General features: G+C 32.3%; 13 protein-coding genes. 12 read left to right on the top strand and 1 reads right to left on the bottom strand.

Annotation, left to right across the window (positions count from 1 at the left end):
- Positions 1-88 precede the first annotated feature (88 nt).
- The 5 genes from pepV to KA926_RS09885 all read left to right on the top strand — a co-directional run bounded on the left by pepV (position 89) and on the right by KA926_RS09885 (position 5640).
- Complete coding sequence (gene pepV / locus KA926_RS09865; RefSeq protein WP_107385166.1) at positions 89-1498, top strand: dipeptidase PepV; 1410 nt, start codon at positions 89-91, stop codon at positions 1496-1498.
- 2 nt (positions 1499-1500) lie between these two features.
- Positions 1501-2346: a D-amino-acid transaminase gene (gene dat / locus KA926_RS09870; protein WP_210144218.1), complete on the top strand. Its 846-nt coding sequence runs from the start codon at positions 1501-1503 to the stop codon at positions 2344-2346.
- Positions 2347-2798: 452 nt separating this feature from the next.
- Positions 2799-3590: a phosphotransferase family protein gene (locus KA926_RS09875; protein ID WP_064208823.1), complete on the top strand. Its 792-nt coding sequence runs from the start codon at positions 2799-2801 to the stop codon at positions 3588-3590.
- A gap of 15 nt (positions 3591-3605) precedes the next feature.
- Entirely contained in the window at positions 3606-4247 is a 642-nt protein-coding gene (trmB, locus tag KA926_RS09880) for a tRNA (guanosine(46)-N7)-methyltransferase TrmB (protein WP_210144219.1), read from the top strand.
- 565 nt (positions 4248-4812) lie between these two features.
- Positions 4813-5640: a YtnP family quorum-quenching lactonase gene (locus tag KA926_RS09885; protein WP_210144220.1), complete on the top strand. Its 828-nt coding sequence runs from the start codon at positions 4813-4815 to the stop codon at positions 5638-5640.
- A gap of 163 nt (positions 5641-5803) precedes the next feature.
- Here the strand turns inward: KA926_RS09885 and KA926_RS09890 are convergent, their stop codons facing one another.
- On the bottom strand, positions 5804-6121 hold the full coding sequence (locus KA926_RS09890) for a hypothetical protein (RefSeq protein WP_210144221.1): 318 nt from the start codon (positions 6119-6121) through the stop codon (positions 5804-5806).
- Positions 6122-6236: 115 nt separating this feature from the next.
- Here KA926_RS09890 and KA926_RS09895 point away from each other — a divergent pair, with 115 nt between their 5' ends.
- The 7 genes from KA926_RS09895 (at position 6237) to KA926_RS09925 (ending at position 14796) form a co-directional block, all read left to right on the top strand.
- Positions 6237-7280, top strand: a complete 1044-nt coding sequence (locus KA926_RS09895; RefSeq protein WP_419109907.1) for a M42 family metallopeptidase — start codon at positions 6237-6239, stop codon at positions 7278-7280.
- 17 nt (positions 7281-7297) lie between these two features.
- Positions 7298-7606 (top strand): thioredoxin family protein, encoded by a 309-nt coding sequence (locus tag KA926_RS09900; RefSeq protein ID WP_210144223.1) that lies wholly within the window; start codon positions 7298-7300, stop codon positions 7604-7606.
- 128 nt (positions 7607-7734) lie between these two features.
- Positions 7735-8598, top strand: coding sequence for a DUF1444 domain-containing protein (locus KA926_RS09905; protein ID WP_107384407.1), 864 nt, complete (start codon positions 7735-7737; stop codon positions 8596-8598).
- A 12-nt stretch (positions 8599-8610) separates the two neighbouring features.
- Positions 8611-9210, top strand: a complete 600-nt coding sequence (gene ytpR / locus KA926_RS09910) for a YtpR family tRNA-binding protein (protein WP_210144224.1) — start codon at positions 8611-8613, stop codon at positions 9208-9210.
- Positions 9211-9227: 17 nt separating this feature from the next.
- On the top strand, positions 9228-12896 hold the full coding sequence (locus KA926_RS09915; protein ID WP_210144225.1) for a DNA translocase FtsK: 3669 nt from the start codon (positions 9228-9230) through the stop codon (positions 12894-12896).
- Between the two features lie 23 nt (positions 12897-12919).
- The gene (murC, locus tag KA926_RS09920) at positions 12920-14233 is read left to right on the top strand and encodes a UDP-N-acetylmuramate--L-alanine ligase (RefSeq protein WP_210144226.1); all 1314 of its coding nucleotides are present in this window, start codon (positions 12920-12922) and stop codon (positions 14231-14233) included.
- A 71-nt stretch (positions 14234-14304) separates the two neighbouring features.
- Positions 14305-14796 carry a DUF948 domain-containing protein gene (locus KA926_RS09925; RefSeq protein WP_107384403.1) on the top strand — a complete coding sequence of 164 codons (492 nt, stop codon included), beginning with the start codon at positions 14305-14307 and terminating at the stop codon, positions 14794-14796.
- The last annotated feature ends 37 nt before the right edge of the window (positions 14797-14833 follow it).

Below are 14833 nucleotides of genomic sequence, written 5' to 3' on the forward strand. Positions count from 1 at the left end.
AAAATAATAATCACATCTCACTGTAGTTTCTGTACTACTTCATGTAAAATATTAAATATATAAGTATTAAAAAGGAAGTTGATGCTAAATGTGGAAAGATAAAGTGAAAGAATACGAAACAGATATTATAAACGATTTAAATGGCTTATTATCTATTGAAAGTGTGAGAGACGATAATAAAATTTCTTCAGAAAATCCGGTTGGACCTGGACCACGTAAGGCATTAGATTATATGTATGGTATTGCTGAACGTGATGGATTTAACACGCATGATGTTGAACATATTGCAGGGCGTATTGAAGCTGGTGAAGGCGAAGATGTTATGGGAATTTTATGTCATGTTGATGTAGTGCCGGCTGGCGATGGTTGGGATTCTAATCCTTTCGATCCTGTTGTAACTGAAGATAAGATTATTGCAAGAGGGACCCTTGATGATAAAGGGCCAACAATAGCAGCATATTATGCAGTGAAAATATTGAACGATATGAAGGTCAATTGGAAAAAACGTATACATATCATTATAGGCACTGATGAAGAGTCAGATTGGCAATGTACAGAGCGTTATTTTAAAACTGAAGAAATGCCAACTTTAGGCTTTGCACCTGATGCTGAATTCCCAGCAATACATGGTGAAAAAGGTATAAGTACATTTGATGTGGTTCAAAATGACAAAGCAGAGGATAAAGATGAGCCAGAATACGAACTTATTTCTTTTGCATCCGGTCAGCGCTATAACATGGTGCCTGATGAAGCAATTGCTAAACTTGCAGTTAAAGAAAACATGACTGACGTCATTCAAAAATTTGAACAGTTTTTATCTGATAATAATATTGATGGTGAAAGTATCGTTGATAGCGGTGTATTAGTACTTAAAGTTTATGGTAAAGCTGTACATGGTATGGATCCATCTATTGGTGTGAATGCAGGGTTATACTTATTGAATTTCTTAGCCAAATTAAATTTAGATAAAACTGCTGAAAATTTCACTCAATTTAGTGAACAGTATTTATTCAACTCTCATTTCGGTGAAAAAATGGGGATGAAATTCCATACAGATGTCATGGGAGATGTAACTACAAATATTGGTATCATTTCATACGATAATCAAAATGGTGGTCGATTTGGTATTAACTTAAGATATCCACAAGGTTTTGAATTTGAAGAAGCCATGACTCGTTTTAAAGGTGAGATTCAACAACTTGGATTTTCTATTGAATTAGGTAAAAACCAAACACCTCACTATGTGGATAAAAATGATCCTTTCGTGCAAACGTTAGTGACAGCATATCGTAATCAAACTGGTGACCAAACCGAACCTTACACAATAGGTGGTGGAACTTACGCACGTAATTTAGATAAAGGTGTTGCCTTTGGAGCTATGTTTAATGACTCCGAAGATTTAATGCATCAAAAAAATGAGTATATTACGAAAAAGCAATTATTTAATGCAACTAGTATTTATTTAGAAGCTTTATATGCACTATGCGTGGAGGAATGATGATGACAAAAGTACTTATTAATGAACATTTAGTAGATGAACAAGATGCAAAAGTACCATACAATGATCGAGGTTACGTATTTGGTGACGGGATATATGAATATATTAGAACATATAATAATAATATTTTTACTGCTAAACCTCATTTTGAAAGGCTTATAAGAAGTGCTAAAGAAATAGGTTTAGAATTGAAATACAATGTGGATGAACTTACTGAATTAATTCAAGAATTATTAGCAGCGAATGGCGTTGTTAATGGCGGTGTTTATATTCAAGTTACGCGTGGAGCAGCACCTCGTGACCATGCTTTTCCAACACCATCAGTAGAAGCTAATGTGATGGCATTTACCAAAACTTATGAACGTCCATACAAGTTATTAGAAGAAGGTATTAATGCGATAACAACTGAGGATATTCGTTGGTTAAGATGTGATATTAAAAGCTTGAATTTACTTGGAAATGTGTTGGCTAAAGAGCGTGCGGTAAAATATAATGCACAAGAAGCTATTCAACACAGAGGTGACATTGTTACTGAGGGATCATCAAGCAATGTATATGCTATTAAAGCAGGCGAAATCTATACACATCCAGTAAACAATTATATATTGAATGGTATTACGCGAATGGTTATAAAAGATATTGCCGAAGAAAAAGGTATACCATTTAATGAAGGTACATTTACTGTAGACTTTTTAAGAAACGCGGATGAAATTATTGTGTCTAGTACTTCTATTGAAGTGATGCCAGTCGTTAAATTAGATGGTGAACAAGTAGGAGACGGAGAAGTCGGTCCAATAACGAAATCATTACAAGAAGGATTTAATAGTTACATTGACACAGATAGTTAATATTTTCCATAAAAGGAAATAAAATGTAACATCTATAAAAGCTAAATTATGTTATAATGCTAACTGAGCCGATTTAAAAAATTACAGAAAAATACTGTAGTAAAATGTGACTTTTTGTTTCTCATTATTGGTTGAAATAAATCTCTAAACATTATAAAATCTTCTATGAGACTTGAAATTGAGACTTGAAATTTCATAAAAAACTAAAGGAATTTTTCAAAAAAATACTGTTACGAGATCATGTATGATATGATGTTAAAGTTATTATTAATCTCGATACAGTATTTCATATTTAAATATGAAAACTTGATTCTATGGGACAAAATGATAGTCATAATTAAATGACTATGATATAGAGTTTAAAGTTTATAAGTGTATTAGAAAATGATTATATTTGGCTCTCGAAATCTGTTTTCTTGAGCCATTTTCTAATTGAAAGTGAGGTGAACGTGTTGGAGCAGTTTTATCAATTAGGATGGACACTTGATTCAGCAGGTGGTGCATCTGGAGAAGCATATATGGCTGAACAAGATGGGCAGAAATTGTTTTTAAAACGAAATTCAAACCCATTTATTGCAGCCTTGTCTGCTGAAGGTATTGTACCTAAGCTTGTATGGACGAAACGAATAGAGACTGGGGAAGTCGTAACAGCGCAACATTGGAAAAATGGCAGAGAGCTAACTTTCGATGAGATGTATGAACAACGAGTGGCTAATTTATTGAAAAAAATACATAGTTCAAAAACACTTTTGAATATGTTGAAACGTATGGAAATGTATCCTATTACGCCTGATATTTTGTTAAATAAAATAAATGCCTCATTATCTAGAGAAGTGTTAACGCATCATGTAGTGCGAAAAGCATTAACTTATTTAGAAGATCATATGCCAAGTCTTGACCCTAGATTTTTTACAGTTGTCCATGGAGATGTCAATCACAATAATTGGTTGTTGTCTGACCACGATGAATTATTTTTAGTGGATTGGGAAGGTGCAATGATTGCGGATCCAGCAATTGATTTAGGCATGCTGCTATACAATTACGTTCCTGAAAATAAATGGCCTCAGTGGTTAAATGATTACGGTACGAAAGATTCTATAGACTTGCAAAAGAGGATGAAGTGGTATACTGCTGTCCAGTCTATTGGAATGGTACAGTGGTATGAAGAACAAAAACGCTATAAAGATATGAATATGTGGCTGAAGTTCTTAAATGAAGTAATGAATAACAATGCATTTATATAAGGAGTTATCAAGAAAATGAGAATGCGTTACAAGCCATGGGCTGAAGATTATTTAAAATCGCATCCTGAGATTGTAGACACGGATGGCAGTCATGCAGGACATATTAGTGAGTGGTTTGATAAAGATCAACCAATTTATATTGAAATTGGTTCTGGCATGGGACAATTTATAACAACACTTGCTGCACAAAGACCTGAAATTAATTTTATATCTATGGAACGTGAAAAAAATGTTATGGTCAAAGTGTTAGATAAAGTGAGAGAGCAAAATCTAACAAATATTAAATTGATATGTAATGATGCGATAGAACTCAATGAATACTTTAAAGATGGAGAAATTTCACGTATTTATTTAAATTTTTCTGACCCTTGGCCGAAAAAAAGACATACTAAGCGTAGATTAACGTATCACACGTTTTTATCCTTGTATAAACAAGTGTTAAAAACAGATGGAGAAATTCATTTTAAAACAGATAATAGAGGATTATTTGCTTATAGCTTAGAAAGTATGTCCCAATTTGGTATGTATTTTACAAAAATAAATTTAAATTTACATCAAGAAGAAAAAGAGAATAATATTGAAACAGAATATGAGCGAAAGTTTTCTGACAGAGGTTCAAGAATCTATAGAATGGAAGCCAAATTCCATAATAATTAAATATTTGTTATGACTCAGTTATAACGCTCATGTTCAAAATAAAGGGCTAATCCGTAAGAAAGACGGATTAGTCCTTTTTGTATAATAACTTGTGATTTTGATCGTACATGCTTGCCTGGGGATATGGCTCGAGCCTGTAGTCTCTCGCTCATATCATTTTCCCGGGCGTCAGTACGATGCAAAATTTTTATAAGTTGTATGTTCTTGTAGAAAAAGAAAATTATATTCATACCTGTATGTATCATAAAATTAAGGAAATCTTATTTATAAAAATTATTATATGATTAAAACTGCATTTCTAATTTCACTAAATAATATAAATTTAAATAAAACATTAGTCCTTTTTGTATAATAACTTGTGATTTTGATCGTACAAGCTTGCCTGGGAATATGGCTCGAGCCTGTAGTCTTTCACACATACGAATGCATGAACGTCAATATGTTACAAAATCGCAATGAAATGACTATAGCAGGAAGACTAACAAATTTCGTTATTTTACGTGTAACAAGTATTATATTACTATATTAAGTGATTAGTAATTAAATTAAGAAATGGGGATTGGTTATGAAATTAGGAAATTTCAAGATACATTACCTTAATGGTGGTATTACGAACATTGATGGGGGAGCGATGTTTGGTGTAGTACCCAAAGTTTTATGGACAAAAAAGTATGAACTGAGTGAGGACAATCGAATTCCATTACCCACACATCCAATATTAATACAAACGGAAGAATTTAACTTCATTATTGATACTGGTATAGGTAATCAAAAGCTTACGGAAAAAGAGCGTAAAATATTTGGTGTGCATTATGAAAGTAACATAGAAGAAGAGTTAAAATTATTTAATTTGACGACGAATGATATTGATTATGTATTAATGTCACATCTACATTTTGACCATGCGTCAGGATTAACTGATAGTGAAGGACGTGCGGTTTTTAAAAATGCGATTCATATTATTCAACAAGATGAATGGCATGAGTTTATTAGTCCTAATATACGTAGTAAATCAACGTATTGGCAGAAAAATAATGGTGATTTCTCCAATAAATTATTGTTATTTGAAAATGAAATTGAAATAGTCAAGGGGATTAATATGTACCATACTGGAGGTCATAGTTACGGTCATTCAATTATTACAATTGAAAGTGAAGGAGAAAAAGCAGTGCATATGGGAGATATTTTTCCCACAGTCGCTCACAAAAATCCGCTATGGGTTACTGCCTACGATGATTATCCAATGCAGTCTATAAGAGAAAAAGAACGCATGATACCTAGATTTATTTTAGAAAATTACTGGTTCTTATATTATCACGATGTGAATTACTTTGCTGTAAAATTTAACCAAAAAGAACCCTCTGAAATCGAACATTATATTACAAGAGAATAAAGTAAAAGGTTAAAGTTTTGAACATTTGAAATAGCACTATATCTTTAACAAGAAATACAATCTATGTCTTCTTGGCTTGAGCAGTGATATAGTTTATTTCTTTTAATGTAGTCGATAATCGTTGACTACATGATACAAAAATGTTCATAACTTTAACCATTTATCATTTGCATTCAACGATGTTTATCACTTCACTGGTTTTAGCATTAGCATAAAAATCATAATAAGTGCGTTTGCCATTATGAAGGGTAGTGATACCACCTTGAAAGACTTCTAATTGATCGCCAGCATTTTGATACATTATCGTTTCGTTTAATATGTAAGAACCTACAACATTCATAAAATAAGTTTTTACATCTGAAATAATAGTTTCAGGATTACGATTTTGTAGTTGCTTTTGGCGAGTATAAAAATAAATTGATCCAACAATAGTTGTTATTAAGATTAAGCCGATGAAGAACCAACTTTTTTTATTCAACATATTACAATCTACCCCCAATAAATTCATATTTATAGTTTACCATAATGAAGATGATATAATAAATATTAAGGAGTGAAAGACATTGAGTATAGATAAAAGTAAAACATTATCAAGAATGAAAATATTAACAGAATTACATGGCGCACCAGGATTTGAAGATGACGTTAAAGCATATTTGAAAGAAGAGATGTCACCATATGTAGATGACTTTGTTTATAATCGTATGGGTGGTTTTTATGGGGTTAAACGATCTAAATCTAAAGATCCTAAAAGAATAATGGTTGCCGCTCATATGGATGAAGTAGGTTTTTTAATAACGAACATCACAGATAATGGGCTTTTACAATTCACTAATTTAGGTGGAGTAGCAACAGATATTTGGCAAGGCCAAAGGTTAAAGGTAAAATCAAGAAACAACGAAGAAATTGTCGGGGTCGTTGCAAATATACCGAAACATTTTAGAACAGGTAACGAAGGCGCACCAAAAATTGAAGACTTATTATTAGATATAGGTTGTGAAAACGAACAAGATGTCATAAATCGAGGCATTCAAATAGGTGATACTATAGTTCCAGACACACCATTCACACAATTATCAGAGCATAGGTTTGCTAGTAAAGCGTGGGATAATCGCTATGGTTGTTTAATAGGCATAGAATTATTAGAATTATTAAAAGATGTAGAGTTAGGTTTTGATTTATATGTCGGAGCAAATGTCCAAGAAGAGGTTGGTTTAAGAGGTGCAAAAGCCTCTGCTGAATTAATTGATCCAGATGTTGCTTTTATAGTAGATTGTTCACCAGCAAATGATATGAAAGGAAAGCAAAATCTTTCCGGTGAACTGGGAAAAGGGACTTTAATTCGTATAAAAGATGGAACAATGATACTAAAACCAACATTTAGAGATTTTCTGTTAGATTTAGCAAACAAATTTAAAATTCCACATCAATATTATATGTCTCCAGGTGGTACAGATGGAGGAGAAATTCACAAAGCCAACATAGGTATACCAACCGCGGTTATAGGTGTTTGTGCACGCTATATTCACAGTACAAATGCAGTATTTGATTTTCGCGATTATGATGCTGCAAGAAGTTTAATATTACAATCAGTTAAAAATTTAGATAACGAAGTAATAAATACTTTACAGTATAAATAACGTTTTGGAGTGATTAGATGGAACAATTAGAAAATGAACAACAATTTTTAGAATTAAAAAAAGGACACACAGTATTTTTATTTACTGCTGATTGGTGTCCGGATTGTAAAGTAATTGAACCAGACCTACCACAACTTGAAGCGAAGTATACAAATTATAAATTCATATCAGTGGATAGAGATAAATTTATAGATCTTTGTATTGAACATGGTATTATGGGCATTCCTAGTTTTTTAGTATTTAGTAATGGACAACAAATTGGAAGTTATATTGGCAAAGAACGTAAATCCATTGAACAGATAGATGAATTTTTAGCTTCTTTATAAAAATAAAGTGAATCAAATGTATATTAATGTGTACGCTAAAAATATACCCTTAGAACTTACTTTTTTTCTGTTCCTAAGGGTATATTTATTGTAAACTGTATTAAGACACGTAAATAGGAGTGTTAACGATGAATGTCTTTCAAATGAGAGATAAATTAAAAGATAGATTGAAACATTTAGATGTTAAATTTAGTTTTAATCGTGATGAAGAAACGCTACGTGTATCTAGAAATGATAATGGCAAAGGTGTTACTGTTAAAATTTCTACAATCGTAGCGAAATATAAAGAACAAAAAGAAAACATTGTAGATGAAATTGTATATTATGTTGAAGAAGCGATTGAACAAATGAAAGGGGAGGCTTTATCTGAAGCAGAGAACATTGAGATAATGCCTGTACTGAGATCGCCTAGTTTTGATAAAAAAGACAAAGAAGGTAATTCATTTGTTATAGATAAACATACTGCAGAAACAAATATTTATTATGCAGTAGATTTAGGAAAATCTTATCGATTAATAGATGAACAAATGTTAGAAAAATTAAATCTTACTAAACAACAAGTGAAAGAAATGGCATTATTTAATGTCAGAAAACTTGAAAACAAATATAAAACTGATGAAGTTAAAGGTAATATTTTCTATTTTGTAAATTCAAATGATGGCTACGATGCAAGTAGAATTTTAAATAATACCTTTTTGAATGACATACAAGCTCAATGTGAAGGTGAAATGTTGGTAGCAGTACCACATCAAGATGTGTTAATTATTGCCGATATACGAAATAAAACAGGTTATGATGTCATGGCACATTTAACGATGGAATTCTTCACGAAAGGTTTAGTTCCAATCACGTCATTATCATTAGCTTATGATAATGGACATTTTGAACCAATATTTATATTAGGTAAAAATAATAAGCAAAAAAGAAACCCAAATGTCATCCAAAGATTAGAAGCAACTAGAAAACAATATGAAAATAAAGATAAGAAATAAGGAGTTAAAAAAATGAATTTATTTTACAATAAAGAAGCTGTAGGAGATGTAGCTTTTTTACAAATTGAACCCACAACAGGTGAATTTACTTATGAAACAAAGAATGATGTAGTGGAAATTCGTCAAGATAATAAGGTTGTAGGTTTTAATATATTCAATGCATCAAAGGTCTCTAATATTACTGGAAAAGGTCATATAAAATTGGATGAAAATTTGCTTCATGACTTGCAGCAAGCAATTAATAATGCTGGTTTCACATTTGAATTGAACGCAGATTTATCACCAAAATTTGTTGTCGGCTATGTAGAAACTAAAGAAAAACACCCAGATGCAGATAAATTAAGTGTTTTAAATGTAGATGTAGAAACAGAAAAGCTACAAATCGTTTGTGGAGCGCCGAATGTTGAAGCAGGACAAAAGGTCGTTGTAGCAAAAGTAGGAGCTGTGATGCCAAGTGGCATGGTTATTAAAGATGCAGCATTACGTGGTGTAGATTCAAGTGGAATGATTTGTTCTATGAAAGAATTAAATTTACCAAATGCTCCACAGGAAAAAGGTATTATGGTATTGTCTGATGAATACAAAGTTGGACAGGCATTTTTTGAAGAATAGAAGGAGGTAATGTCCGAATGAGCTGGTTCGACAAATTATTTGGAGAAGAAAATGATCCTAATAAAGATTATCTAAATAAAAGAAACCAACGACGCCAAAAGAATATGCAACAAGAACATCAAGACACATTACTTCCTCAAAATAACGATGTTTATGAGAGACCCAAAGGGAAATTTAGATTTCCAATGCGTGTTTTAGAAGAAAATAGTGACGCTGAGGACGCTAATAAAGAATCCTCAGAAAATGAATTTAAAAATTCCAATCATAAGTCATCTAATCATCATACTGAGAATCACCACTATAGAAGACGGAGACAAATGGCTGATGAAACAACTACAGATAAATTTGATCAACCATCTACAGAATCTTATCCATCATCACGTAGTAAAACAAATGCGTCATTAGATAATGAAGTTCGTAAAGAAAAGAAACAACACAAAGGAAAAAGAACAAGAATTCAAACAGATGTTTTAGGCGGTACTGGACACGGAAGTGGACATAGTACAAAAAAACATGAGCCTACTACACCTCAATATCACAAAAGTGAATTTAAAGCGAGCGAAGTTCCTTCAGCTATTTTTGGAACTAAAAAACCACATCCTTTAGAAAATGGTGTGATAAAACCTAATAATCGTTTTACAGAAGATAATGAGAGTGAAATGCAAGAAGGACAAAAATTAAATTCTAACATTGACCAAAGCGTCACTGATGAACCAACGTCTGATCAAACTTCTCAAGTTGATAGCGAACAACCATCGTCTAAAAAGAGCAAAGAACAAACGCAAAATAAATCTATGCAACAAGATCATGTATCACAATCTACAACTACACCTAAAAAGAACAATACAATCAATATAGAAAATATCTATGCGTCTCAAATTGTTGAAGAAATTCGTAGAGAACGTGAGCGTAAAGTGCTTCAAAAACGTCAGTTTAAGAAAGCATTGCAACAGAAGCGACAAGAAAATCAACAAAATGACGAAGATACAATTCAAAAAGCAATTGATGAAATGTATGCACAACAAGCAAAACAATATATTGGAGAAAGTTCATTAGACGGGTCAGAAAATAATAATAGTGATACAGACTACGCAAAAAAATTGTCAGATAAAGATACAAATGAACAAAATGATGCTGATGATCAAAGTGATACGTCACAATACAAGTATCAAGAAATTAATTTAGATCATATAAGTGATGTACATAACATTGACAATAACCAATCAGATGTTGAGTCAGATGAAAGTGAGAATCAAACTGTCAATGTAGAAAATGAACCAAGTATTACAGAAACATCAACGAGTCAATCTAATGACGAGTCAAATCTTTTTCAAGATAGTAACCATGTAGAAATAGATAATGTTCTGCAACACGACGATGAAAACTCAACAGAATCTACCGATAATACTGAAATTTCGGATGCAACTTATAGAGAAATTTCAGATGTTCAAAAGGATATGTCACAAAATACGCTTGATTCGACTCAACAAGCGCACAATAATGAAGTAAAAACATCAAAAAATGAAAATGATTATTCTGTGGATGATACATCAATGTATACAAACCATCATTTTGAAAAAGAAGATGAGCAAAATGTAGGTGACACTGATGATTTAAATCAAAATACTTCACGATATCCAAATGATTCATCGGTGAATACTGAAGCGGATAGAACTGGTGAAAGTACGTTTGTTAACGACGCACAGATTTCAGAGAATAAAGCTGATGAAACACAACAAGTTCATGATAAGCCAGCAGCTAAAGTTAATAGGGATGAACAAAGGAATCAACAACATAAAAATACAACTAGATCGAAAGGGAGCAAACCTTTCAATGTAGTGATGACACCATCTGACAAAAAACGAATGCTTGATGCTAAAAAAAATCTTAACAACACGAATACTTCTGTCAACTCAAATGAGGTTAAATTACAACAATCAGATGAAAATATAGATAAATCAACACAAACGAAAAAAGATGAAACAACTGCCTCTTATCATCAACAAATGCATACCGAAAATAACGTGGAAGTAAATGCTTCTGACGATAATAAGTCAAAAATTACGGATATGCATGCGCAATCTGAAACATTGACTGAGGATGTACAGTCCAGTAAAGGTCTGAAAGATGAAGATATAGATAACGAGCATGGTGAAAAAACACAAAATCTTGAATCCACACATTTAGACAATCAATCAGTTGATGATATGATGTTTCAGAATTCAAATTCTGTGGGTCAGCCAAGCCAAAATACACAAACACCCCAAGAGAGTAAAACGACAATAAGAAAAGGTCCGAATATTAAACTTCCAAGTATTGATTTACTTGATGAACCTAAAATGCATGAAATAGATAATCAATGGATTGAAGAAAAGAAACAAGAATTAAATGAAGCGTTCTATTATTTCAATGTACCTGCGGAAGTGCAAACTGTTACGGAAGGACCAAGTGTGACTCGTTTTGAATTGTCTGTTGAAAAAGGTGTGAAAGTATCTAGAATTACTAACTTACAAGATGATATTAAAATGGCATTGGCAGCAAAAGATATACGTATTGAAGCACCTATTCCAGGTACGAGTTTAGTAGGTATTGAAGTGCCAAATCAGTCTTCAACACCTGTTAATTTACGTTCTATTATAGAAGATAATACATTTAAAAATGCTGAATCTAAATTAACAGTTGCTATGGGGCTTAGAATTAACAATGAGCCGTTGGTAATGGATATAGCAAAAACACCTCATGCATTAATTGCTGGTGCAACAGGCTCAGGTAAATCTGTATCTATTAACAGCATTTTAATGTCATTATTGTATAAAAATCATCCTGAAGAACTAAGGTTATTACTTATCGATCCTAAGATGGTTGAGTTGGCACCATATAATGGCTTGCCACATTTAGTGTCTCCTGTTATTACTGATGTTAAAGCTGCTACACAAAGTTTAAAATGGGCAGTTGAAGAAATGGAACGTCGATATAAAGTATTTGCCAAATATCACGTTAGAAATATAACTGCTTTTAATAAAAAGGCAAATTATGAAGATAGAATGCCAAAAATTGTTATAGTAATAGATGAATTAGCTGATTTAATGATGATGGCACCACAAGAGGTTGAACAATCAATTGCACGAATTGCACAAAAAGCACGCGCATGTGGGATTCATATGTTAGTTGCAACACAAAGACCATCCGTAAACGTAATTACAGGATTAATCAAAGCGAATATACCAACACGTATTGCCTTTATGGTATCTTCAAGTGTAGATTCGCGTACGATTTTAGATAGTGGTGGAGCAGAGCGCTTATTAGGTTATGGGGATATGCTCTACCTAGGAAGTGGAATGAACAAACCAATACGTGTACAAGGAACATTCGTTTCTGATGAAGAAATTGATGATGTAGTTGATTTTATTAAACAACAACGTGAACCTGATTATCTTTTTGAAGAAAAAGAATTGTTGAAAAAAGTAGAAAGTCATCCACAAGATGATTTATTCGACGACGTATGTCGATTTATGGTACAAGAAGGACATATTTCTACTTCACTGATACAAAGACATTTCCAAATCGGTTATAATCGCGCTGCGAGAATTGTAGACCAACTAGAACAGTTAGGTTATGTTTCGGAAGCAAACGGTTCTAAACCTAGAGATGTGTATATCACAGAGTCTGATTTGAATGATAATTAATATAGAGATAAAGGAGTGTTACAATGACACATTACCATTTTGTCGGCATTAAAGGTGCCGGTATGAGTTCATTAGCACAAATCATGCATGATCTTGGAAATGAAGTACAAGGATCAGATATAAAGAATTATGTTTTCACAGAAGTAGCATTAAAAAATAAAGGTATAAAAATCCTACCTTTTGGTGCAGATAATATAAAGGAAGATATGGTCATTGTTCAAGGTAATGCCTTTCCTGATACGCATGAAGAAGTAGTGCGCGCACACGATTTAAATTTAGAAGTAATTCGCTATCATGACTTTTTAGGACATGTTATTAACCAATACACTTCTGTTGCTGTAACAGGTGCACATGGTAAAACATCTACAACTGGCTTACTATCACATGTTATGAACGGAGATAAAAAGACGTCTTTCTTAATTGGAGACGGTACAGGTTTAGGTATTCCGGCTAGTGATTACTTTGCTTTTGAAGCATGTGAATACCGTAGACATTTTTTAAGTTATCATCCGGATTATACAATTATGACAAATATTGATTTTGATCATCCAGATTATTTTAAAGATGTACATGACGTTTTTAATGCTTTTCAAGAAATGGCACATAATGTAAAAAAAGCAATTATAGCTTGGGGAGACGATCCATATCTTCGTGATTTAAAAGCAGATGTACCTATTTATTACTATGGATTTTCTAAAAATGATGATATATATGCAGATAATATTCAAATTAGTGAAAAAGGCACACAATTTGATGTTTATATTAATAATAAATTTTATGATACTTTCTTATCTCCACAATTTGGAGATCATAATATTTTAAATGGACTTGCTGTAATAGCAATAAGTTATTTAGAAGGATTAAACGTTGATAATATTAAAGAAGCGTTAGAAACATTTGGTGGTGTAAAACGTAGATTTAATGAAACTAAGGCGGGTAAACAAATATTAGTGGATGATTATGCTCACCATCCGAGAGAAATTAGTGCTACAATTGAGACAGCACGAAAAAAATATCCTAATAAAGAAGTTATAGCTGTTTTCCAACCACATACTTTCAGTAGAACACAGGCTTTTTTAGAAGAATTTGCTGAATGTTTGAATCTTGCTGATAAAACATTTTTATGTGAAATTTTTGGATCAATAAGAGAAAATAATGGTGAACTAACCATTCAAGATCTTATTAAAAGAGTGGATGGTTCCACGCTTATTGATGAGCAAAGTGTAAATACGTTAGAACAGTATAAAGATGCAGTAATCTTATTTATGGGTGCAGGCGATATACAAAAAATCCAACGTGCATATATGGAAAATATCGGTGTAACTACCTCATTTTAATATGTTTATGTTAAAATGATGTGGGTATTTATATTAAATAACAACATATGTTTTTTTAGGAGGCGTTTTAAATGGAATGGATTTTACCTATAGCTGGAATAATTGCAGCGATTGCTTTTTTAGTATTATGTATAGGAATCGTTGTTGTATTACTTTCAGTTAAGAAAAATTTAGATCACGTTGCTAAAACTCTTGATGGAGTTGAAGGACAAATTCAAGGGATTACACGTGAATCTACTGACTTACTTCATAAAGCGAATCGCTTAACTGAAGATATTCAAGATAAATCAGAACGTTTAAACTCTGTCGTTGATGCTGTGAAAGGTATCGGTGATTCAGTTCAAACATTAAATGGTTCTGTTGATCGAGTAACAAACTCAATCACGCACAATATTTCTCAAAATGAAGATAAAATTTCTCAAGTTGTACAATGGTCAAACGTTGCAATGGAAGTTGCTGACAAATGGCAAAACAGAAGAAATCGTAGAGAAAGTGCAAATTATAAAACAAGTAGCGTAGCAGATGATGCAAATCATAGCTATACTACACGTGTTGACCATTAATCATTTATATACTTAAAAAACAAATGCACTTAAATGA

The organism is Staphylococcus sp. GDY8P94P (assembly GCF_017892255.1).
Taxonomy (GTDB): Bacteria; Bacillota; Bacilli; order Staphylococcales; family Staphylococcaceae; genus Staphylococcus; species Staphylococcus cohnii.

What these genes read in the sequence shown, in the direction of transcription:
- pepV (WP_107385166.1), top strand. Translation starts at nt 89, where the DNA reads ATGTGGAAAGATAAAGTGAAAGAATACGAAACAGATATTATAAACGAT.
- dat (WP_210144218.1), top strand. Translation starts at nt 1,501, where the DNA reads ATGACAAAAGTACTTATTAATGAACATTTAGTAGATGAACAAGATGCA.
- trmB (WP_210144219.1), top strand. Translation starts at nt 3,606, where the DNA reads ATGAGAATGCGTTACAAGCCATGGGCTGAAGATTATTTAAAATCGCAT.
- KA926_RS09885 (WP_210144220.1), top strand. Translation starts at nt 4,813, where the DNA reads ATGAAATTAGGAAATTTCAAGATACATTACCTTAATGGTGGTATTACG.
- KA926_RS09890 (WP_210144221.1), bottom strand. Translation starts at nt 6,121, where the DNA reads ATGTTGAATAAAAAAAGTTGGTTCTTCATCGGCTTAATCTTAATAACA.
- KA926_RS09895 (WP_419109907.1), top strand. Translation starts at nt 6,237, where the DNA reads ATGAAAATATTAACAGAATTACATGGCGCACCAGGATTTGAAGATGAC.
- KA926_RS09900 (WP_210144223.1), top strand. Translation starts at nt 7,298, where the DNA reads ATGGAACAATTAGAAAATGAACAACAATTTTTAGAATTAAAAAAAGGA.
- KA926_RS09905 (WP_107384407.1), top strand. Translation starts at nt 7,735, where the DNA reads ATGAATGTCTTTCAAATGAGAGATAAATTAAAAGATAGATTGAAACAT.
- ytpR (WP_210144224.1), top strand. Translation starts at nt 8,611, where the DNA reads ATGAATTTATTTTACAATAAAGAAGCTGTAGGAGATGTAGCTTTTTTA.
- KA926_RS09915 (WP_210144225.1), top strand. Translation starts at nt 9,228, where the DNA reads ATGAGCTGGTTCGACAAATTATTTGGAGAAGAAAATGATCCTAATAAA.
- murC (WP_210144226.1), top strand. Translation starts at nt 12,920, where the DNA reads ATGACACATTACCATTTTGTCGGCATTAAAGGTGCCGGTATGAGTTCA.
- KA926_RS09925 (WP_107384403.1), top strand. Translation starts at nt 14,305, where the DNA reads ATGGAATGGATTTTACCTATAGCTGGAATAATTGCAGCGATTGCTTTT.